This window comes from Saccharothrix sp. ALI-22-I (genome assembly GCF_001984175.1).
Taxonomy (GTDB): domain Bacteria; phylum Actinomycetota; class Actinomycetes; order Mycobacteriales; family Pseudonocardiaceae; genus Actinosynnema.
Genome location: NZ_MTQP01000049.1, coordinates 1 through 21215 on the forward strand (window position 1 = coordinate 1; position 21215 = coordinate 21215).

17 protein-coding genes and 1 pseudogene are annotated in these 21215 nt (G+C 68.6%); 12 read left to right on the forward strand and 6 right to left on the reverse strand.

The features are described from left to right. A partial coding sequence (locus ALI22I_RS09685; RefSeq protein ID WP_143532099.1) for an SDR family NAD(P)-dependent oxidoreductase occupies nt 1-342 on the forward strand: 342 nt, incomplete at its 5' end. An 8-nt stretch (nt 343-350) separates the two neighbouring features. Here ALI22I_RS09685 and ALI22I_RS09690 read toward each other — a convergent pair. Together ALI22I_RS09690 and ALI22I_RS09695 are read right to left on the reverse strand one after the other, a co-directional pair. Then, nucleotides 351-1022, reverse strand: coding sequence for a GntR family transcriptional regulator (locus tag ALI22I_RS09690; RefSeq protein WP_077005133.1), 672 nt, complete (start codon nt 1020-1022; stop codon nt 351-353). A gap of 152 nt (nt 1023-1174) precedes the next feature. Beyond that, nucleotides 1175-1855, reverse strand: a complete 681-nt coding sequence (locus ALI22I_RS09695) for a haloacid dehalogenase type II (protein ID WP_077005134.1) — start codon at nt 1853-1855, stop codon at nt 1175-1177. Between the two features lie 387 nt (nt 1856-2242). Here ALI22I_RS09695 and ALI22I_RS09700 point away from each other — a divergent pair, with 387 nt between their 5' ends. The 4 genes from ALI22I_RS09700 to ALI22I_RS09715 all read left to right on the forward strand — a co-directional run bounded on the left by ALI22I_RS09700 (nt 2243) and on the right by ALI22I_RS09715 (nt 7213). Beyond that, nucleotides 2243-3604, forward strand: a complete 1362-nt coding sequence (locus ALI22I_RS09700; RefSeq protein WP_077005135.1) for an aspartate aminotransferase family protein — start codon at nt 2243-2245, stop codon at nt 3602-3604. An 11-nt stretch (nt 3605-3615) separates the two neighbouring features. After that, nucleotides 3616-4695 carry a phosphotransferase gene (locus ALI22I_RS09705; protein WP_238598247.1) on the forward strand — a complete coding sequence of 360 codons (1080 nt, stop codon included), beginning with the start codon at nt 3616-3618 and terminating at the stop codon, nt 4693-4695. Between the two features lie 197 nt (nt 4696-4892). Next, nucleotides 4893-5555, forward strand: a complete 663-nt coding sequence (locus ALI22I_RS09710) for a haloacid dehalogenase type II (protein ID WP_077005136.1) — start codon at nt 4893-4895, stop codon at nt 5553-5555. Nucleotides 5556-5773: 218 nt separating this feature from the next. Continuing rightward, nucleotides 5774-7213, forward strand: coding sequence for an NAD-dependent succinate-semialdehyde dehydrogenase (locus ALI22I_RS09715; RefSeq protein ID WP_077005137.1), 1440 nt, complete (start codon nt 5774-5776; stop codon nt 7211-7213). A 297-nt stretch (nt 7214-7510) separates the two neighbouring features. Here ALI22I_RS09715 and aztD read toward each other — a convergent pair. Beyond that, nucleotides 7511-8334, reverse strand: a pseudogene (aztD, locus tag ALI22I_RS09720) (zinc metallochaperone AztD); the annotation flags it as partial. A gap of 255 nt (nt 8335-8589) precedes the next feature. Between aztD and ALI22I_RS09725 the strand changes: the two are divergent. Further along, complete coding sequence (locus ALI22I_RS09725; protein ID WP_077005139.1) at nt 8590-8862, forward strand: hypothetical protein; 273 nt, start codon at nt 8590-8592, stop codon at nt 8860-8862. A 22-nt stretch (nt 8863-8884) separates the two neighbouring features. Here the strand turns inward: ALI22I_RS09725 and ALI22I_RS09730 are convergent, their stop codons facing one another. The 3 genes from ALI22I_RS09730 to ALI22I_RS55080 all read right to left on the reverse strand — a co-directional run bounded on the left by ALI22I_RS09730 (nt 8885) and on the right by ALI22I_RS55080 (nt 14396). Next, nucleotides 8885-11197: a glycoside hydrolase family 97 catalytic domain-containing protein gene (locus tag ALI22I_RS09730; protein ID WP_202970906.1), complete on the reverse strand. Its 2313-nt coding sequence runs from the start codon at nt 11195-11197 to the stop codon at nt 8885-8887. 680 nt (nt 11198-11877) lie between these two features. Continuing rightward, nucleotides 11878-13806, reverse strand: coding sequence for an RICIN domain-containing protein (locus tag ALI22I_RS09740; RefSeq protein ID WP_077005141.1), 1929 nt, complete (start codon nt 13804-13806; stop codon nt 11878-11880). A 404-nt stretch (nt 13807-14210) separates the two neighbouring features. After that, a complete protein-coding gene (locus ALI22I_RS55080) occupies nt 14211-14396 on the reverse strand; it encodes a fumarylacetoacetate hydrolase family protein (protein ID WP_083751600.1) in 186 nt (61 codons plus the stop codon). Nucleotides 14397-14610: 214 nt separating this feature from the next. Between ALI22I_RS55080 and ALI22I_RS09750 the strand changes: the two genes are divergently transcribed. Genes ALI22I_RS09750 through ALI22I_RS09775 form a run of 6 tightly spaced genes read left to right on the forward strand, consistent with a single transcriptional unit; the run spans nt 14611 to nt 21213 of the window. Further along, nucleotides 14611-15462 (forward strand): fumarylacetoacetate hydrolase family protein, encoded by an 852-nt coding sequence (locus ALI22I_RS09750; protein ID WP_077005142.1) that lies wholly within the window; start codon nt 14611-14613, stop codon nt 15460-15462. Next, entirely contained in the window at nt 15459-16781 is a 1323-nt protein-coding gene (locus tag ALI22I_RS09755) for an L-fuconate dehydratase (RefSeq protein ID WP_077005143.1), read from the forward strand. Before ALI22I_RS09750 ends, ALI22I_RS09755 begins: the two co-directional genes overlap by 4 nt. Continuing rightward, nucleotides 16778-17533 carry an SDR family NAD(P)-dependent oxidoreductase gene (locus tag ALI22I_RS09760; RefSeq protein WP_077005144.1) on the forward strand — a complete coding sequence of 252 codons (756 nt, stop codon included), beginning with the start codon at nt 16778-16780 and terminating at the stop codon, nt 17531-17533. Before ALI22I_RS09755 ends, ALI22I_RS09760 begins: the two co-directional genes overlap by 4 nt. Before the next feature lie 41 nt (nt 17534-17574). After that, on the forward strand, nt 17575-18627 hold the full coding sequence (locus tag ALI22I_RS09765) for a sugar ABC transporter substrate-binding protein (RefSeq protein ID WP_077005145.1): 1053 nt from the start codon (nt 17575-17577) through the stop codon (nt 18625-18627). A gap of 26 nt (nt 18628-18653) precedes the next feature. Beyond that, nucleotides 18654-20171 (forward strand): sugar ABC transporter ATP-binding protein, encoded by a 1518-nt coding sequence (locus ALI22I_RS09770; protein ID WP_077005146.1) that lies wholly within the window; start codon nt 18654-18656, stop codon nt 20169-20171. Then, entirely contained in the window at nt 20164-21213 is a 1050-nt protein-coding gene (locus ALI22I_RS09775; protein WP_077005147.1) for an ABC transporter permease, read from the forward strand. Before ALI22I_RS09770 ends, ALI22I_RS09775 begins: the two co-directional genes overlap by 8 nt. Nucleotides 21214-21215: the final 2 nt, after the last annotated feature.

Sequence of the window (21215 nt, forward strand, 5' to 3'; positions counted from 1 at the left end):
TCACGGCTCGGCATGGTCGGCAAGGCGGGCGAGGTCCTGTACTCCGCTGCCAAGGGCGGCCTCATCATGCTCGCCAAGGGCGCGGCGATCGAATGGGCCTCGCGCGGCACCCGCGTCAACGTCGTCGCCCCCGGCCTGACCGTCACCCCGGTCATCGAGGCGTCGTTCCAGCGCAGTGCCGACCCCGAGGCCTACCGCCGCGAACGCGAGAGCCAGATCCCGCTCCAGCGCCTCGCCACCCCGGAAGAGATCGCCGACGCGGTCCTGTTCCTCGCGTCGTCGGAGTCGACCTACATCACCGGAGCGGTCCTACCCGTCGACGGCGGATACACCGCGTTCTGAGCATGGCCTCACGCCTGCCGGGGATGAACCTCCGCCTTGCCGCTGAGCCCCGTCTGGAAGTGGGCGGCCAGCTCTTCGCGGAACTCCTCGATGGAGCCCTCCAGCGCGACCGCGGCCAGCCTCTCGTGCTCGACGGCCAGATCGCGCGGGTCGCTGTAGGTCTGGTGATCGACGCTGAGGTAGAGACGCAGCTTGGTCTCCCAGCCGTTCCACAGGTTCTGCAGAGCGCCGCTGCCGGAGAGGTCGTAGAAGAGCCGGTGGAAGCCGAGGTGCGCGTCGACACTGGCAGGGATGTCGTTCTTCGCCAAGGCCTGGTGGAGGTCCTCGGCGGTCTGCAGCAACCTCGACCGCTCGGAACCGCGCAGCGCCTCGGCCGAGAGCTCGGCGGCGTACGGCTCGACGAGCAGGCGGATCGCGTCGATCTCGGCGACGTCCTGAGCGCTCACCTCCGCGACGAACGCCCCGCGGTAGGGGATCTTGACGATGAGCCCCTCTTCCTCCAGCTTGGTCAGCGCTTCGCGCAGCGGGGACCGGCTGATGCCGAGATCCGCGGCGATGTGCGCCTCACGCAGCTGCCCGCCAGGAGGCACGGTGCCGTCGAGAATGGCGGCACGCAGCACGCGGTAGACGCCGTCCGGCGTCGTCGTCCGGTCTTCGAGCCACTTGAACTTGCGGTCCATCCCCCGCCGCCTCCCTCGGTCGTTTGTCGACTATACCGGCGCCCTGTTGAGCTGGCCGTCGCCGGCCACCGCCGGACATGGGAATGAGGCCGCCAAGGGGACGGCCTCATTCCCATGACCACCTGACGGCCGCGAAGTGCTCACCGTCCCCCTCAGGGGCGCGGCAGACCGAACAGGACGGGCAGGTCGGCGATGTCGGTGATCCGCTCGTAGCCCAGCCAGTGCTCGTCGTGCTCGAAGCCGCGGTCCATGTACACCTTGTTCCTGATGCCCAGGTTGGTGGCAGAGCGGAGGTCGTACTTCGGGCTCGCCGAGACCCACACGATCTCGTCGGGCGTCACGCCGAGCTTGTCCAGCGCGTACTCGAACGCCTGCAGCCGCGGCTTGTAGACGCCCATCTGCTCCGAGGTGATCACGACCTCGAACGGGGCCTGGAGGTTCTCCACGAGGCTCGGCGCGTGCACGTCGTCGGTGTTCGTCACGATCACCAGCGGGTACTCCTCGGCCAGCCGGCGCAGGGCCGCGGTGACACCGGGGTACGGGGTGAACGTGGGGATCTCCTCGTACACCGCCTGAGCGTCGCCGTCGCGGTACTCCAGGCCGAACCAGCGCATGGTCCGTTCCAGCGAGCGGGCCACGATCTGGTGGAACGGCTTCCAGTCACCCGTGGTTTCGTCGAACCGGAACTGGTTGCCCGTCCGCAGGAACTCGTCGGCGATCTCGGCGGGAAGCCGGTCACCCAGGACCCGGCGGATCACCTCGTTGATGCGGAAGTGGATCAGCGTCCCGTTCATGTCGAACGTGACGAACTTCGGCTTGTTCTCGAACACCACGGCTTCCTCCAGCCACTCGGTTGTCGCTTGTCGATTGTCGACTATCTGCGGGTGCCTGTCAACTGCGGGCCACTCCGGCCGCCTCGGCTGCCGGGGTCAACGCGATCGCCGTGGCGTTCCGCGAACCCCCTCATATGCGCTGGCCAACGACGCTGGTGGCGGTGTTCGCCATCCAGCCAGCGCAGCTCGGGTGCGAGTGAAGGCATGGTCGACATCACCGTGAGGGCCCTCGCGGAGCGCCGCGCGGCTCGCCGAGTGGGGCGGCGAGCACTGCGCCGGGTCGGCAAAGAGTGGTTTGTTTCAAGTTGAAACTGGAACTAAAGGTGATAGAGTCCCAGTCGCAGCAGCGAGCAACTCCGACGGAACAAGGCTGAGGTGTGCCTGCAGATGACTTCGACACTGAGCCGAGCAATCGCCAACTACCCCAACCGGTTCGACCCAGGGGTGCTGAGCGAGCTCCCTGAACGCCTCCAGGAGACCATCCGACGCCGCAACAAAGTGCTGGGTCCTGGTTACACACTCATCTACAAGGAGCCGGTCGAGTTCGTCTCCGGTCACGGGGCCCACCTGATCGACCGCGACGGCAACGACTACCTCGACGCCTACAACAACGTTCCGTGCGTCGGGCACGCGCACCCTCATGTGGCCGAGGCCGTCACCCGCCAGATGGCGGCGGTCAACACCAACACGCGCTACGTCCAGGACTCGCTGGTCGACTACGCGGAACGGCTCCTCGCCACCTTCCCCGAAGAGCTGTCGAAGCTGAGCCTCGCGTGCAGCGGGTCGGAGGCCAACGACCTCGCGATGCGGGTGGCGAGGTTCCACACGGGCGGTGAGGGAATCATCGTGACTCGCTGGGCCTACCACGGCCTCACCCGTGAGGTGGCGAGCTTCTCGCCGACTCTGGGCGCCGGATCACCGCTGGGACCGAACGTCCGGCTCATCGATCCTCCTGACCCGCGCCTCGTCGCGCCCGGATCCACGCTCGCCGAGCACATGCGCGCCCAGGTGCGCGGCGCGATCGGCGACCTGGAGCGCCACGGCTACCGGCTCGCGGCGCTGATCACCGACTGCGCCTACTCCAGCGACGGGATCTTCACGGACCCGGTCGGCTACCTGAAGGCCATGGTGGAGGAGGTGCACGCGGCCGGCGGTGTCTACATCGCCGACGAGGTGCAGTCGGGGTTCGCCCGGCTCGGGGATTCGATGTGGGGCTTCAGCCGCCACGGTGCGCTGCCGGACATCGTCACCATGGGCAAGCCGATGGGCAACGGGTTGCCGATCTCCGGTGTGGCTTTCCGCCCCGAGGTCTCCGACGAGTTCGGACAGAACGTCCGCTACTTCAACACCTTCGGCGGCAGCTCGATCCCGGTGGCCGCCGCCACCGCGGTGCTGGACGTCTTCGAGACCGAGAACGTGCAGCAGCGCGTGCTCGAGAACGGCAACGCTCTGCGCGCAGGACTCCAGGAGATCACGAAGGATTCCCCTTACGTCGCCGAGGTGCGCGGCAGCGGTCTCTACGTCGGCGTGGAGCTCGTCAAGGACCGGGAGACGCTCGAGCCTGACCGCGCACTCGCCGAAGACGTCATCAACGACCTGCGCGATCGCCGAGTCCTCATCAGCGGCACCGGCGAAGCGGCGAACGTTCTGAAGATCCGACCACCGCTGGCCTTCACCTCCGCTGATGTGACCCGATTCCTGGAGACCTTCGCCGAGATCGCGAAGAACCGTCTGCAGCACGCCGGCTGAAGGAACTGACCATGAACACCTCACCGGCGATCAGCCTCGCTCAACGCCTCTTCGAGGAGAGCGGCCTGGCGTCGTCTCACGAACCCGTCGACGTCATGCTGGTGAGCGCCCTCCTTGAGAGGCATTACCACGTCGGCGGACGCCTCGGGCGACTGGCGACGGAGAAGGATGACACGTTCAGGCTCAGGACCGACTCGAACGACTACCTCGTGAAGGTCTCATCCCCTGACGAGGCAGAGGTGGTTGTCGCTCTGCAGACCGCCGTGATGCGTTTCCTCCAAGGCGTCGCCCCTGAATTGCCGGTCCAGCGGGTGAAGCTGACCATCGGCGGAGACGACCGCGTGGTCGTCAAGTCGAACGACGGCAGGACTCGAGTCCTGCGGGTGTTCGACTTCGTCGAAGGTCCGGTCCTGGCACGAACGAATCCAGACGCGGAACAGCTCGCCAAGGTGGGCGAGATGCTGGGACGCGTCGACGTGGCGCTGAAAGCGTTTGAGCACCCTGCGGACCGACGGGGGTTGGTGTGGGACCTTCGGCATTTCCATCAGCTGACCGGACTTGTCGATCACACGTCGAACACCGAGCACCGTCAGTTGGCTCAGGAGGTCTTCCGGCTTTTCGGCGGAGCCATCGTCCCGAGGCTGAGTGATCTCGAAACGCAAGTGATCCACGGTGACTACAGCCCCTACAACGTGGTCGTGGATCCGCAGAGCGACGAATTCGTCACCGGCGTCATCGACTTCGGTGACACCATGCGCAGTGCCGTGATCTTCGACCCTGCCGTCTCCCTCGCGAACCTGCTCGGCCGGGCGCCGGATCACCCCTGGCTGGATGCCTGCGCCTTCGTCGCCGGCTACGAGCGGGCGCGGCCGATCAGGGACTGGGAACTTCCGCTGCTGCCGATTGCCGCACTGGCACGGCTCACGCTGCGCGCGCTGATCACGAACTGGCGTGCGGAGCGCGTAGCGGAACGCCGCGACTACCTCCTCAGCCACGCCAAGGACGACTGGATCAACGTCGAGCGGGCAATGGCCGTACCTCTGGACGACGTCATCGCGCAACTCCGGAAAGGGTGTCATGGCCACGGCTGAACCAGGTGAATCGATCACCGCAGGTTCCCAGGAGAACCTGGATCACGGCGTTCACGAACAACCCGACTGTCGTGCGCAAGCGGCGGCGGCGCTCCGCCCGACCTGGGCGTACTGACGTCGTACCCCTCTCCTGCCCATGCGAGCCCTACCCGCTGCGCCCATTGCCTCGACGACATCCTTGAAAGGGAGGATCCCTCATGCGAGAAATCGTCACCTTCGACGCCTACGGCACCTTGGTCGACTTCCGCCTCAATGGCCCCGCAGTGGAGCTGCTGAAGGACCGTATCGCCGAGGTCGGCGTCGACACCCAGGAGTTCCTCGACACCTTCAACGTCATGCGCTTCCAGGCGGTGCTGGAGGACTACCGCCCCTATGACGAGGTGCTGCGCTCCAGCATGGAGAAGTCCATGCGCCGGCACGGACTGCGCTACCAGGACTCCGACGGTGACGCCGTCGTCGCCCTCATCCCGACGTTCGGCCCTTTCCCGGAAGTGCCCGACGCGCTGCGCCGCCTGAAGAACCGCTACGAGATCGCCATCATCTCCAACACCCAGGACCACCTGATCAAGAAGAACATCGAACTGATCGGCGTCGAGTTCGACCACGTCATCACCGCCGAGCAGGCCCGCGCCTACAAGCCCTCCCGGGAGGCCTTCGAGTACGCGTTCAAGAAGATCGACGCCGCCCCGGCACAGGTCATCCATGTCGCCCAGGGCTGGGAGTACGACATCATCCCAGGTCACGACCTGGGTCTGAAGCGCCTGGTTTGGATCAACCGACGGGGGCTGCCGGGGTCCCCCGCCTACCAGTACGAAGAGCTCCCCGACATGACCAAGCTGCCCGAACTGCTGGGCTGCTGACCTGCCGAGGAGCGGGCACCCACCCAGTGCCCGCCCCTCCAGCGACTTCCAACCCTTCAGTACACGTGGGGTGTTCGGCCGGCCGCGACTGGACAAAACCCCGATGCCGTCGTCGTGGCGGACGGCTTCAGCTGCGCCACCCAGGCCGACCACCTCGCGGGCGGTCGAAGCGTCCGCGCCGTGCACTTGGCAGAGCTGCTCGACCCAGGAGGTAACCCATGATCGACGTTCCCAAGCAGTTGTTCATCGGCGGCACGTGGGTGGACGCCGCGGACGGCGCAATGATGCCCGTCGACAACCCGGCGACCGGCGAGATCGTCTGCCACGTCGCCGACGCGGGAGCCAAGGACGCGCAGCTCGCCGTGGACGCCGCGGTGGCGGTCCAGGAGGAATGGGCCGCCACCGCGCCGAGGGCGCGCAGCGAAATCCTCCGCCGTGCCTACGACATCATCATCTCGCGCACCGACGAACTCGCGCTGCTGATGACCACGGAGATGGGCAAGCCGCTGGCCGAGGCCAAGGGCGAGGTCGCGTACGCGGCGGAGTTCTTCCGCTGGTTCTCCGAGGAGGCCGTGCGGATCGAAGGCGGTTTCGGCACCCTGCCCGACGGCCGCAACCGGATGCTGCTGATGCGCCGTCCGGTCGGCCCGTGCCTGCTGATCACCCCGTGGAACTTCCCGCTGGCCATGGGCACCCGCAAGATCGGCCCAGCGGTCGCGGCCGGCTGCACGATGGTGCTCAAGCCCGCCCCGCAGACCCCGTTGTCCAGCCTCGTGCTCACCGAGATCCTGCGTGAGGCCGGACTCCCGGACGGCGTGCTGAACGTCGTCACGACGTCCAAGCCGGGCGAGGTCGTCGAACCGCTGCTGCGCGGCGGGCGCATCCGCAAGCTGTCCTTCACCGGGTCCACGGGTGTCGGCAAGCTGCTGCTTGAGCAGGCCGCCGAGCAGGTCGTGCGCACGTCGATGGAGCTGGGCGGCAACGCGCCGTTCATCGTGTTCGACGACGCCGACCTGGACAAGGCGGTCGACGGCGCGATGGTCGCCAAGATGCGCAACATGGGGGAGGCCTGCACCGCGGCCAACAGGTTCTTCGTGCACCGCGACGTGGCGGAGGAGTTCGGCGTGCGGCTCGCCGCGCGCATGAGCGCGCTCAACGTCGGTCCGGGCACGGAACCGGGGGTCGACGTCGGGCCGTTGATCGACCGGAACGGACGTCGCAAGGTCGAGCGCCTGGTCGAGGACGCGGTTCAGCGTGGTGCACGAGTCCTCGCGGGCGGCCGGACGCCGGACGGCCCCGGCAGCTTCTACCCGCCGACCGTGCTGAGCCGGGTGTCACCGGACAGCGACCTGATGGGCACGGAGATCTTCGGCCCGGTCGCGGCGATCCTGACGTTCGACGACGAGGACGAGGTCGTGCGCCAGGCCAACGACACAGAGTGGGGTCTCGTGGGCTACGTCTTCACGGAGTCGCTCGACCGGGCGCTGCGCGTCAGCGAACGGCTGGAGGCCGGCATGGTCGGCCTGAACACCGGCCTCGTCTCCAACCCCGCGGCCCCGTTCGGCGGCGTGAAGCAGTCCGGCCTGGGCCGGGAAGGCGGCCGCGTCGGCATCGACGAGTTCCTCGACTACAAGTACATCGCCGTGCCGGTCCGCTGACCACACCGGCACCGGCAGTTCCTGAGACCCCAGCGCTGGGCGGCGATCTCGCCACACCGACCATGTGCACGACGGTCACGGCACGCGGGCCCACGAGATCACTACGACGAGCACTGAAACCGCCCGACGCGCCTTCACGCGGCGCCTGAGGTACCCGGTCCAGGGCTGGCCTCTGGGGCTGCTGGTCGTGATCGCTGGAGCGGTACGCGTGCCGTCTCGCTCACCTGGCGAGTGCGGTACCAGCTGAAATCGGTGACGCCGTACGAGGTTTCTCGTACGGCGTCACCGTCATCGGCCTCAGGTGGTGACGCCGCTGAGTTCGTTCGGCTTCTGGGACAACGACGCCGTCGCGGTGATCTTGCCCTCGGCGAGGTCGATCCGGTGCAGCTGCTGCTTGTCGGGGTCCGTCACGTAGGCGGTGCCGCCCTGACGAAGTTGGCCGGCCTGGGCTGCTACCACTCCAGGGGTTCCTGCCAGCTGTCCGTGACCGGGATGGTGCGGGTGACCTCGGCTTTGACGGGTCGATCACGTGGATCTTGCCGTCGGTGCCGAGCACCAGCGCTTCACCCTGCGGACCGCGGGCGAGCGAGCGGAAGGTGTAGCTGGCGCCGATGTCGACGAGCTTGAGGGTGCCGGTGGTGGTGTCGATCAGCGAGATCTGCGTGGGGCGTTCGAGTTCGGCATCGGCGTCCTGCTTGTAGTCGCCGAGGACGATCGGGGAGTGGTCGCTGCCGGCCTGGTTGCCGATGCGGCCGTACTCCGTGGGGCTCTTCACCTTGGTGATGGCTCCGTTGCGGTAGATCAGCACGCCGTTCTGGCAGCCGATGACGACGACCTCGTCCTTGGCGGTCGCCTCGCCGTGGACGCCGGGGCAGTCCTCGTTGCGGTTCTTCTCCAGTACCTGGATGCCGACGCGCTTGTCCTTGTTGCCCAGGGTGGAGACCAGTTCGCCGTTGGCCAGCTCGATCGCCACACCGTGGTGCGGTTCGGGAGCCTTGTAGGTCTCGACCTTGCGCTCCGCACTGGCCAATGTGGACTTGTCGAGGATGCGGACCTCGCCGGTTCCGTCGGTGAACAGCACGGTGCGCCCCGGCGTGCCGGACGACGTGGCCAGGTTCGGCGACCGCGCCGCAGCGGTGTGTGCCGCTCGAAAAGTCATCGTCGCTGGTAGAGCCACGCTGCCGGCCAGTTGGGGGCAAGTCCGGGTGATCGTGTCCCTCGTCGTCTACCGCGCACTACGCACCGACGCCATCAGCCCTCGACCAACCTCCCCTTGACAGAGGAGCGATTCACAGTCCCCCTTCGAGGCAGCAGACCACGCGGGGCCGGACATCGTCGGGCTGTTCACCGAGCGCGCCTCCGAGTACCACGCCACGGTGGTCCGTGTTCGGGCGGCCGGTGTCTCGGCCGCCGTCGGGCGCGCGCTGGCCCGCACCGGGGCGCGGTCCGTGGTCGTGCCGCCCAGACTTCCCGAGGACCTCGTCCCCGACGGGCACTGGTCCCGGCTGGAGGACGTCCCGCCGCTGACGGTCGGCGGGCTCGACGGGGCGGACGCCGTGGTCACCACCGCCGCACCACCGCCGTCACCGGGGCCGTGGCCCTCGACCACGGCCCCGGCGCAGGGTTCTGCCCCAGCGCTGTACTGCTGAATGGCTGTCTCGTCCAGCGGCGTCAGGAGACGGTGAACATCTGATGGTCGGCGCCGTCGAGCGGGCGTTGCTCCAACTGGTCGCCCTGGGCGTTGCCCGCGGTGAGGTAGAGACCGCTGTGGCGGTTGAGGAGCCGGATACGGCCGTTGCCCGCGTCCTCCGCCAGCCATTCGTCGTTGGTGTTCGCGCTGGCTTCGTAGGGGTACTGGATGACCTTCGCGCCCGCGTCACGGGACGCGTACCGGGTGACGACGTCCTTGCCACTGGCCTGGTTGACGATCCGCGTGTATCCGTCGCCGAGGGGCACGAACGCGAAGCGCTGGTTGGTGCCGCCGGTGCTGGGCCAGCGGATGATCGCGGCGTCGTTCGCGAGGCTTGCGCTCTTCACGTCGAGTACGTGGCTGCTGCCGGCGATGGTCACGGTGCGGTTCCCGGTCGGGACGACCGGGACCCTGGTCAGCCTGACCGCATGGCCGCCGTTGGCGACCGCCGGGATGCTCAGCGTGTCACCGGCCTGGATGACCTTGCTGGTGCGGGTCAGGCCGTCGGAGCCGTCGGTGGTGATCTCCGCGTGCCAGGTACCGGAGCCGAGGAACGTGGTCGGGTAGCCGATGGTGGTGGCGCCGCCGCGCCTGAGCGCGCCGACGAACCACCGGTCGCCGTTGCGGCGCGCGATGACCCCTCCGGTGAGTGGGTCGCCCGAGACGTACTTCGTCTCGTCCCACACGGTCGGCAGCATGCGCAGCCACCGTTGTGCCTCGGGCCGGGCCTGGTAGTCCGGGATGCGGCTGCCGGGCAGCATGATGCCGCTGTCCAGGAGTACGCCGAGGGCGAGTTCGGCGGCGTCGCTGTTCGGGTTGCCCTGCTGGAAGCTCATCGGCGAGTAGTCGGCAGGGCCCAGTGCGCCGCGGGTGAACGGGAGCGCGGCCACGTGCCCGATGTTGCGGCCGCTGGGGTATTCCTCGCCCCGGACGGCCTCGTTGGTCAGCACGTGCGGCCAGGTGCGGTGGACGCCGACGGACAGGCGCGAGCCGTGCAGGTCGACCATCAGCTTGTAGCGGGCGGTGTCGGCCAGGGCCGCGTCGTACCACTGCTGACGGGCCCGGGTCTCGGAACCCATGAAGTCCATCTTGACGCCGACGACTCCCCACCCGGTGATCTTGGTGAACTCGGCGTCCCGCTCCGCGGCGGTGTCCAGGTCCTGCCAGTGGTACCAGAGCATGATCCGCACGCCGCGATCCCGGGCGTAGGTCACGAGCTCGGGAATGATCGCCTGGTTGGCCTTCCACCCGTCGTCCACGAGAAGGTAGGGCCAGCCCTGCGAGGAGGCGTAGTCGGCCCACTGCTTGAGCTTGGTCAGGTCGCGCTGGGTGTCGAACATGCCGTCCAGCCACGGCCACGCGGCGACACCCGGCTCGATCCACGAGGTGTCGGAGACCTTCGACGCGGGCGCGACGTCGTCGACCAGCGTGGACTCCACGATCGTCGCCGTGCTGCCGATGGTGGCCGTGCGCCACGCCGTGGTGAACGCGCCGGATCGCGCGATCTGCGCGTCGGCCAGCGCGACGGTGAACCGGCCGGTGCCCTGGGTGTGGGTGAACCGGCCACCCGAGTAGTCGCCGTCCACACCGGACTCGGCGAGCAGCACCCGCGCGCCGTTGGTCTGCTGGGCGAGCATGCCCATGTCGTAGGAGCCCGTCGGGACGTCGGCGACCGGAGAGGTGACGTAGCCCCTCTCGTGATCGGGACTGAACTCCTGCCGGGACAGCTGGGCGTCGGTCGGCAGTTCGAACGAGGTCGCCTCGCGCAGCACCGTCGCACCCGACGGCAGCTCGTAGCGCAGCGCCATGCCGTCTGCGGACGTGCGGACGTGCACGGTCATCCGCGCGGAGCCCTTCGCGAACACCAGTCTCGTCTCGGTCGCGGACCGCGTCCGGACGCGGGACTTCCCCGCTTCGACCTCGTAGTTGTACGAGACGGGCGCGTCCGTGCGGCTGACGAACTCCAGTCCGGTGGTGAAGTCGGCCTGGCTGGTCACCAGCCCGATCGGAGCGGGTGTCAGGGCTTGGCGGCAGTTCCAGGTCGCGCCGAGCGAGAGGGCGCCGTTCGTGTCCAGCGCCACGGTGGCGCGCACGCCGTCACAGCCGGTCTGGGCAACACCGGGCTGGACCGAGGTCCAGCTCCCCGGCGTGGCGGCTATTGCGGGCACCGCAGTGACCGAGCCCATGCCGGCGAGGACGGCGGCGGCCGTGCCGGCGACTCGAATCCCGCTTCGTTGGAGGAGTTTCATGCGGCCTTCCAGGTGGTTGCAGGTGGCCCGCCGCGAATCGCTCACGCCGGGAGTCGGAGGGAGATCGCCTTTACCATCCATCACTGTCAAGGAATAAGCCCCTATAGCCCGGAGATCCGACACGTAGAGCGAGGAAACGGTGCCCTCGAACAACGTCCGTCACTGTGCGGACAGGTCCTTCGTGCTGCGGGAGCGGTGACGTTGTCCTCTGTGGGCGGGTGACATCGGCATGGAGGATGGATTGTGTGCCGGCACCGGAATGCCCGAGTCCGTCGGTCGGTTCACCGGAGGCCGAACGGAGAGTGCGCGATGATGCGCACCCCACCCGGCAGCCCGCTCGAACTGCCTCCCGGCGCAACGGCGACGCGCTGGGTCGAGCGCCTGACCGCGGTGGACGCCGAAGTGCTCGCCGAATACGACCACCCGCACTTCGGTCGCCGGCCCGCCATCACCACCCGCCGCCACTGCGCAACCGGAACGTCACCGATATCCGGGTGCCGCACGACGTCACCGACGTACTTTCCGGCGCAGCGGTCCCCTCCGGACGGCTGTTGCACCTGGGCGCGTGGGATGTACGAATCCTCGCCAGCGGCGACGCGGCGCGGCGGCGCAGGGACCGCCGCGCCGGGTGGTCAGCCCACGTTGGCGTGGTACGAGTGCACGTCCAACTGCCCGTTGCCGGAAAGACCTCGGTGACGATGGCCTTCACGCCGTCCGGTCCGCCGTCACACCGGGATGATCCGCCACTGCTCCTCCGGTGCGGACACGTACTCCCGCTGGTCCACGTTCGCGCCGTCGGCGGTCGAGCCGTCGCTGACGTTCAGGCTGCGTCCGCTCAACCGGTTGGTGAGGACGTGGTAGCCGTCGCCGACCGGGGTGACGGCCCAGTGCTGCTGCGGCGCGTTGGCGTCGGACCAGATGGCGACGTTTCCGCCGTCCACGCGGGACAGGCCGGCCACCTCCAGCAGCTTGCCGCTGCCCACACCCTTGATCTTGTAGTAGCCGTCGCCGGTCTTGGTGAAGGTCCACTTCTGGTTCGCCTGGTTGAGCCACGGCCACTGCAGGACGTCGGTGCCGTTGGCGGTGCCCGAGCCTTGCACGTCGGCGACCTTGCCGCTGTGCCGGGCGACCAGCCGGTAGACCGTGCCGTCACCCGGCAGCGTGGTGGACACCAGTGCCGGCTTGACCGACCGGCCGCCGATCCTCACGCCGCCGATGTTGGCGTAGCCGCCGGTGGCCGCGTTGACCTGGATCCGCACGAAGCCCACGTTCCGGTTGGGCCACTCCACCAGCTTGTACTTACCGTTGCCGGCCCAGGTGCCGGTGGCGACCTGGGTGAAGGTGACCCCGTCGGTGCTGGTGAGGATGGTGTATGAGGTGATGTCGCCGTCGGTGGAGTTGCTGCGGTTCCACTGCTTGGGCAGGTACTCCAGGGTGGAGACGTTGCTCCACACCCCGCCCAGGTCGATGGTGATCGACTGCGGCAGCGACAGGCCCCAAGTCGACCAGCAGGTTTCGTAGCGGACGTCGCTGAGTCCGTCGATGGCGTGGAGCGGGCCCTCGCCGGTGCGGAAGGCGGTGGCGTACGCGTTGACCGGTGTGACGGGGTGTTCGGCGCGCAGTGGCTGGGTGGGCAGCGGCGGCCGGGAGGTGTTGGGGCTCCATGCCGCGCCGACCTCGGCGAGCCGGTTGACGACGTTGGTGTCCAGCAGGCCGTTGCGGTTGGGCGGGCAGTTGAGGATGAACGAGGTGTACTTCGGTTCCAGGTCGGCCAGGTGCGAGAGGATCGCGTCCCTGCTCATGAGGCCCTCGGTCGGGGTGGAGGGGTGCCAGAACCAGCCGTTGCTGATGGTCTGTCCCTGCATGCCGGCGTAGGTGTTGCCCGCCGGCGCCGTGATGCCCAGCGGCTCCTCGAAGAAGATCGCGTCGCTGAGGAAGGGTTCCGTCAGCCCGCCGATGTCGATCATGACGCAGTCCGGCTGAAGCTCCTTCACCAGTGAACGGATCCTCTGGTAGGAGACGGCCTGCTGCCCCATCTGCCACGCGTAACCATCAGTCATGAACATGTCGATGGTGCCGTAGTTGGTCAGCAGCTCGCGGATCTGACCGAGCATGAAGGTCATGTCGCCGGGCTGGATGGCATCGGTGATCTCCAGCCCGGTCACCTTGTGCCGGCTCTCCCACGCCTCGACGCCGAAGGTGCGGTCCCAGATCGAGTAGTAGAACCCGACCTTCAGCCCCTTCGCCCGGAAGGCGTCGCAGTAGGCCTGCACCACGTCCTGCTTGTAGGAGCTGTTCGCGACGTTCTGGGTGCCATATGCGCTCGGCCACAGGGCGAAGCCGTCATGGTGCTTGGTGGTCAGGATGCCGTAACTCATCTTCGCGGCAGCCGCCGCGTCGGCCCACTGCCCGCAGTTGACACTCGGGGGAGCGAAGAGGGTGGGGCTCTGGTTGGGTTCGGCCCACTCCTGGTTGGTGAACGTGCCCAGGCTGAAGTGGTTGAACATCCCGAACCTCAACTGGACCAGCTTGTCGAGGTTCGCCTGGAGGGAATCGGCGTATGCCGCGCGTGCGCCGACGGGCAGCGTCGCGAGCACGGCGGCGGCCCCGGCGAACGCCAGGAAGCTACGTCGTGATGGCTGACCAGAGGACATGCAGGTCTCCTGACAGGGCTGTCGCACGGTGTTTCGTTCGTGCGGTGGTGATGGTGGTGGTGTCCTGCGCCGCGCCGCCGGTCCGGAGTGTTGCGGTGGGATCAGAGGGTGCCTACCCGACCCGAACCGCCTCATACCGCCTCCATGCGATAGATCGGATGAATGATCCAACATCGGGGCCCCATGCGGCAAAGTGCGTGAATAATGCGTGACAAGACGGTGTCGACGCAAGCACTGATCCGATGATTGGGATCCGGGCCGGTGGCCAAGCCGCCGGGATCGGCCCGTCCGGAGAGTGGACGACCCCGGTGTCGGCTCAGTGGTCCCGACTGGTGATCGGCCGAGCGAGGGCGCGGAGGTCCCGGGCCGAAGCCTGCCGACCCCTGTGGGTGTCCCGGTGTTGATCAGGTCGCCCGCTTCCGGCATGACGAAGTGGCTGAGGTGTCGGACGAGGAGCGCTCCGAGACGTCGTTGACGGCTACGTTGCCGGCGATGCACTCGGCGGCGTCACGCGGGTCGGCGATGCGGTGGGTGCGTTTGCCGATAACCACACCGAGTCCGGCTTCCCTGCTGTCCGCCCGGTCGTCGATCCGTCAGACCTCGGAGATCTGCCGGGCTCGTGCTCGTCAAGGTCGTAGGAGTGATCGCGTGCGGCGTCCCACCGTGAGGTCCTGGGAACACTCTGTGATCGGTAGGTAGACATCCGATCTATGTCGGCAACGATACGGCCGAAAAGCTTGTCTGTTACGCCAACCGTGCGTATACATACCGGCCATAGATCCGATGTTTGAGAGGAGGCGAGCAGTGAGACTGCTTCGAGTCGGAGCGACAGGGCGGGAGACGCCCGCTGTCCTGGACGCGTCCGGGGTGCTCCTGGACCTCCGCGGGGTGGTCAACGACATCGACGCCACCTTCTTCGCGGAGAACGGGCCGGCCGCAGTGCGGGAGGCGGTCGAGACCGGCCGTCTCCCGGAACTGGACCCCGGACTGCGGATCGGACCGCCCGTCGCACGGCCCGGCAAGGTCGTCTGCGTCGGGCTCAACTACTCCGACCACGCCGAGGAGACCGGGGCGCAACGGCCCGATGAGCCGGTGGTCTTCCTGAAGGCGCCGTACACGGTCGTCGGACCGCACGACGAGGTGCTGGTGCCCCGCGGCAGCGTCAAGACCGACTGGGAAGTCGAGTTGGCGGTCGTGATCGGTCGCACCGGCCGGTACCTGGCCGACCACGCGGCGGCGGTGGACTGCGTCGCCGGGTACGCCATCTCCAACGACGTCTCCGAGCGCGAGTTCCAGTTGGAGCGCGGTGGCCAGTGGGACAAGGGCAAGTCCTGCGAGACGTTCAACCCGCTGGGGCCGTGGCTGGTCACCGCGGACGAGATCCCCGATCCGCAACGGCTCGGGCTGCGCCTGTGGGTCAACGGGGAGCTCCGCCAGAACGGCAGCACCGCGAACATGATCTTCCCGGTCGCCGAGGTGGTGCGCTACCTGTCGCAGTTCATGGTGCTCGAACCCGGTGACGTGATCAACACGGGCACACCCGCCGGCGTCGCCCTCGGCCTGCCGGACCCCAAGCCGTACCTGCGTGCGGGGGACGTGGTGGAGGTCGAGATCGACGGACTGGGCAGGCAACGACAGGAAGTGGGAAGCGCATGAGAGCGCGCATCACCGGGTTGGCGACCTTCGACATCAGATTCCCGACGTCGCTGGAACTGAGCGGGTCGGACGCGATGAACCCGGACCCGGACTACTCGGCCGCCTACGTCGTCCTCACCACGGACGCGCCCGACGGCCTGGCCGGCCACGGCTTCGCGTTCACCATCGGCCGGGGCAACGAAGTGCAGACGACGGCCATCCGCGCGCTGGAGCCCTACGTCGTCGGCCGCGACCTGGAGTCCACTCTGGACGACCTCGGTGGCGTGTGGAAGGACATGGTGCACGACTCCCAGTTGCGCTGGCTGGGCCCGGAGAAGGGCGTCATGCACATGGCGATCTCCGCGGTGGTCAACGCGCTGTGGGACCTCAAGGCCAAGCGCGCGGGAAAGCCGGTCTGGGAACTGCTCGCCGACCTGTCGCCGGAGCAGATCGTCGACCTCGTCGACTTCCGCTACCTGAGCGACGCGCTGACGCCCGGTGAGGCGCTGGAGATCCTGCGCCGCGCGGAACCCGGTCGTGCCGAGCGCAAGGCCCGGCTGCTGGCCGAGGGCTACCCGGCGTACACCACCTCACCCGGCTGGCTCGGCTACGACGACGAGAAGCTGCGCGCGCTGTGCCGTGAAGCGGTGGACGACGGGTTCACCCAGATCAAGCTGAAGGTCGGCGCGGACCTCGACCAGGACATCCGCCGGCTGCGCATCGCCCGGGACGAGGTGGGCCCGCACATCCGCATCGCGATCGACGCGAACCAGCGTTGGGACGTCGGGGACGCCATCGCGTGGGTGCGCGAACTCGCGCCGTTCGACCTGTGGTGGGTGGAGGAGCCGACCAGCCCGGACGACGTCGTCGGGCACGCCACGATCGCGCGTGCGATCGCCCCGGTTCGCGTGGCAACCGGTGAGCACGTGCAGAACCGCGTGATGTTCAAGCAGCTCCTGCAGACCAGGGCGCTGTCCTACCTCCAACTCGACGCGGCCCGGGTGGCGGGCGTGAACGAGAACATCGCGATCCTGCTGCTGGCGGCGAAGTTCGGCGTGCCCGTGTGCCCGCACGCCGGCGGTGTCGGGCTGTGCGAGTTGGTGCAGCACTTGTCGATGTTCGACTTCGTGGCCGTGTCCGGCTCGCTGGACGACCGGGTGATCGAGTACGTCGACCACCTGCACGAGCACTTCGTCGACCCGGTTCGCCTCGAACGGGGCCGTTACGTCGCGCCGACCAGCGCGGGCTTCAGCGCGACCATGCGGCCGGAAACCCTTGTCCGGTACTCCTTCCCGTCCGGCCCGGTGTGGTCGTCGATCGACCGGCTGAGCGCGTCGTGAGCGAGCTGACCGGACTGCGCGCGGTCGTCACGGGCGGTGGCGTGGGCATCGGGCTGGCGGTCGCCGGTCTGCTCGCCGAGCGGGGCGCGCGGGTCGCGTGCCTGGACCTGGACCCGTCCGGGGTGGGGGAGCCGTTGCTCGGCGTGACCGCCGACGTGACCGACGAGGACTCCGTGCGCGCCGCGGTGGACCGGGCGGTGGAGGTGTTCGGCGGGCTCGACGTCCTGGTGAACAACGCGGGCGTCGGCGCTCAGGGCACCGTGGAGGACAACAGCCTCGACGAGTGGCGCCGGGTGTTCGACGTGAACGTGCTCGGCATCGTGCGGGCGACCAGGGCCGCGTTGCCCCACCTGCGGGCGTCGCACTCGGCCGCGATCGTGAACACCTGCTCGATCGCGGCGACCGCCGGCCTGCCCCAGCGGGCGCTCTACAGCGCCAGCAAGGGCGCCGTGCAGTCGCTGACGCTCGCCATGGCCGCCGATCACATCCGCGACGGGATCCGGGTCAACTGCGTCAACCCCGGCACCGCGGACACCCCGTGGGTGCGCCGACTGCTCGACTCCGCCGACGACCCGGCGGCGGAACTCGCCGCGCTCCAGGCCCGGCAGCCCTTGGGCAGGTTGGTCACCGCGGCGGAAGTGGCCGCCGCGATCGCCTACCTCGTGAGCCCTTCGGCCGCGTCGACCACCGGCACCGTGTTGGCCGTCGACGGCGGCATGCACGGCCTGCGCCTCCGGCCGCGCACCACCTGATCCCCGCACCGCATCCCCCGCAGTCGAATAGAGGACCGAAGATGACCAGCAAGTTCCGGTCGCGCGCCACACTGGCAGTCGTGGCGGCGTCGTTCACCCTGACGATGTCCGCGTGCAGCATGGAAGACCCCGCACCGGCGGGCACCGCCGGTAGCTCCGGCACCGGCGGCGTCGGTGTCGACCTGCCCCGTGCCGACTCCGACTTCTGGAACGCCTACGCCGGGTACATGCCCGCCAAGGCGCAGGAGAACGGTGTCGAGCTGACCGGGACGACGAACTCGCAGAACGACGTCCAGAAGCTCATCTCCAACATCGACAGCCTGGTCACCCAGGGCGCCAAGTCGATCGTGATGGCCCCGCAGGACACCGGCGCCATCGGCCCGAAGCTCGACGAACTCGCCGCCAAGAAGATCCCCGTGGTCACCGTCGACACGCGCCCCGACAGCGGCAACGTCTACATGGTGGTGCGCGCCGACAACCGCGCCTACGGCACCAAGGCGTGCGAGTTCCTCGGCGAGAAGCTGGGTGGCACGGGCAAGGTCATCGAGTTCCAGGGCTCGTTGTCCTCGATCAACGGCCGCGACCGGTCCGAGGCGTTCAAGGAGTGCATGACCACGAAGTTCCCCAAGATCACGGTGTTCGAGGAGCCCACCGAGTGGGACGGTGGCAAGGCGCAGGCCGCTTTGGAGACCCGCCTGTCCACCGACCCGGACATCAAGGGCGTCTACATGCAGGCCGGCGGCGTGTTCCTCGACCCGACGCTGCAGGTGCTCAAGCAGCGTGGCCTGCTGGTCCCGGCGAGCGACCCCAAGCACATCTTCATCGTCTCCAACGACGGCATCCCGCAGGAGCTCGACGCGATCCGCAAGGGTGAGATCGACGCGACGGTCTCCCAGCCCGCGGACACCTACGCCGGGATCGGCCTCTACTGGGCCAAGCAGGCCATGGCGGGAGTGACGCCGAAGGAGGGCGCGACCGACCACGGCAGCAACGTCATCAAGCTGCCCAACGGCTACGAGGACCAGCTGCCCGCTCCGCTGGTGACGGCGGCCAACGTGGACGACGCCGCGCTGTGGGGGAACAACAAGTCGTGACCGGGCACGTGGCAAAGGGGTCCACTGTGGACCAGAAGGGTGGGGTTCCGGCCGTCGAGGCGGCCGGGATCGCCAAGCGGTTCGGGCCGACCGTCGCGCTGGCCGACGGCAACATCACGGTGCTCGAAGGTGAGACCCACGCACTGGTCGGCCGCAACGGGGCCGGGAAGTCGACCCTGGTCGGCGTGCTGACCGGCCTGTTGCGGCCGGAGGCGGGCACCGTGCGGTTCGGCGGCGAGCCCGCACCCCCGCTGGACGACCGGGCCGCGTGGCGGAGCCGGGTGGCGTGCGTGTACCAGCACCCTTCGGTGGTCAAGGACCTGTCGGTGGCGGAGAACCTCTTCCTGCACCGCCAGCCGCGCGGGCGACTCGGCCTGATCTCGCCGAGACGCATGCGGGCCCAGGCCGCCGAGCTGCTGGAATCGTGGTCGGTGCCGGTGGACGTGGACCTCCCGGCAGCGGAGCTGACCGTCGAGCAGCGCCAGTTGGTGGAGATCGCGGGCGCGTTGTCGCTCGGCGCGCGGTTCGTGATCCTGGACGAGCCGACCGCACAGTTGGAGGCACGCGCGATCAGCCGGTTGTTCGACCGGTTGCGGGCGTTGCAGGCCTCCGGGGTGACGTTCCTGTTCATCTCCCACCACCTGCCCGAGATCTACGAGATCTGCGAGCGGGTGACCGTGTTCCGCGACGCCCGCCACATCGTCACGGACACCGTCGACAACCTGGACCGGGACAAGCTCGTCGCGGCGATGATCGGCGAGGCCCGCGGCCTGGTCCAGGTGGGCGCCGATCGGGCCCTGGTCGCCGACGACGCCGAGCCGGTGCTCGAACTGTCCGCCGTCACGGTGCCGGGCAGCGTGCGGGAGGTGGACCTGACAGTGCGCCGCGGCGAGATCGTCGGCGTGGCCGGGTCCGCCGCCAGCGGCAAGCGCCAGCTCGCCGAAGCCCTCGCCGGGCTTCGCGGACGCACCGGGACCGTGCGGGTGGCCGGACGGGAGATCAAATCCGGTTCGGTGCGCGCCGCGCTGGACGACGGGATCGGCTACCTCCCGGGCGACCGCAACATCGACGGCTTCGTCGGCGGACTGTCGGTGGCGGAGAACGCGACGATGTCCATCGCGGGCGAGCTGGGGCCCGCGGGGTTCGTGGTGCCGGGCAAGCGTGACGCGGAGGCGCGGCGGATGATCGCCGAACTCGACGTGCACACCGCGGGCCCGCACCAACCCGTGGGCGAACTGTCGGGCGGCAACGCCCAGAAGGTCGTGATGGCCCGTGCGCTGGCCAGCGACCCGGAAGTGCTGGTGCTGGTGCAGCCGACGGCGGGCGTGGACGTGCGGTCCAAGGAGTCCCTGCTCGGCGCGGTGGACGCGCAGACCCGCGAGCGGCGCGGCGCTCTGCTGGTCTCGGACGAACTGGAAGATCTCCGGGTCTGCGACCGCGTGGTCGTGATGGTGGCGGGCCGGATCGTGGCCGAGCACCGTCGTGGCTGGGACGAGGGGCGGCTCGTGGCGGAAATCGAGGGAATCGGTGAGGACAATGTCTAGTTCCACTGTCGAGCGTCCCACGGCCCAGGGGCCGGACCGGACGCCCGGCGGGCCGACGCGGCGCACCCGGTTGCGCCTGGCCCGACTGCGAGACCTGGCGCTGATCCCCCCGATCATCGCGCTGCTGGTCTACGGCTACACCCTCAAGCCGGACCTGTTCCTGACCAAGGCGTACCTGGTCGACACCGTGCTGAAGTACCAGGCCGAACTGGCGTTGGTGGTACTGGCCGAGGCCCTGGTGCTGATCGTCGGCAAGTTCGACCTGTCGCTGGAGTCGATCGTCGGCATCGCACCGGCCATCGCCGTGTTCATGGCCGTGGGCAACACCGACGCGTTCGGCGCGCCGTGGCCCACGTGGACCGTGCTACCCGTGGCGCTCGTCTTCGGCGGCCTGGTTGGGGCGTTCAACGGTCTGCTGATCGTGAAGTTCAAGCTCTCGGCGTTCATCGTGACGCTGGCGATGCTGATCGCCCTGAGGGGGCTGCAACTCGCGCTCGTCGGCGGCGCCACCATCTCCAACCTCGCCAACCGGATTCCGGTCGTCGACTACCTGGGCAGCCTGCGCGTGGCGACCCTGCCCCTGTCGATCTGGATCGTGGTGCTGTGCTTCGCCGTCGGCATCGTCGTGCTCGGCTACACACGCGTCGGCCGCTCGCTGTACGCGGTCGGCGGCAACCCCGCCGCGGCACGCGCCGCCGGCATCCGGGTGGAGCGGGTCGTCTGGGTGACGCTGATCGTGGCAGGTGTCCTCGCCTCGTTCGCCGGCCTCATGCTGTCGGCCCGGCTCGGGTCGGTGGCGGCCAACCAGGGCAGCGGCATGATCTTCACCGTCTTCGCGGCGGCCGTCATCGGCGGCATCAGCCTCGACGGCGGCAAGGGCTCGCTGTTCGGTGCACTGACCGGTGTTGCGCTGCTCGGCCTGATCCAGAACGTGCTCACCCTCGCCCAGGTCAAGGCCGACCAGATCCAGGCGGTCAACGGCCTGGTCATCCTCGTCGCGCTCGTCCTGGCCCGCCTGACCAGCGGAAAGGCACAGGATTAGCG

Excerpts from the sequence above, each read along its gene's own strand:
- ALI22I_RS09690 (WP_077005133.1), bottom strand. The coding sequence starts at position 1,022 with ATGGACCGCAAGTTCAAGTGGCTCGAAGACCGGACGACGACGCCGGAC.
- ALI22I_RS09700 (WP_077005135.1), top strand. The coding sequence starts at position 2,243 with ATGACTTCGACACTGAGCCGAGCAATCGCCAACTACCCCAACCGGTTC.
- ALI22I_RS09705 (WP_238598247.1), top strand. The coding sequence starts at position 3,616 with ATGAACACCTCACCGGCGATCAGCCTCGCTCAACGCCTCTTCGAGGAG.
- ALI22I_RS09710 (WP_077005136.1), top strand. The coding sequence starts at position 4,893 with ATGCGAGAAATCGTCACCTTCGACGCCTACGGCACCTTGGTCGACTTC.
- ALI22I_RS09715 (WP_077005137.1), top strand. The coding sequence starts at position 5,774 with ATGATCGACGTTCCCAAGCAGTTGTTCATCGGCGGCACGTGGGTGGAC.
- ALI22I_RS09740 (WP_077005141.1), bottom strand. The coding sequence starts at position 13,806 with ATGTCCTCTGGTCAGCCATCACGACGTAGCTTCCTGGCGTTCGCCGGG.
- ALI22I_RS09755 (WP_077005143.1), top strand. The coding sequence starts at position 15,459 with ATGAGAGCGCGCATCACCGGGTTGGCGACCTTCGACATCAGATTCCCG.
- ALI22I_RS09765 (WP_077005145.1), top strand. The coding sequence starts at position 17,575 with ATGACCAGCAAGTTCCGGTCGCGCGCCACACTGGCAGTCGTGGCGGCG.
- ALI22I_RS09775 (WP_077005147.1), top strand. The coding sequence starts at position 20,164 with ATGTCTAGTTCCACTGTCGAGCGTCCCACGGCCCAGGGGCCGGACCGG.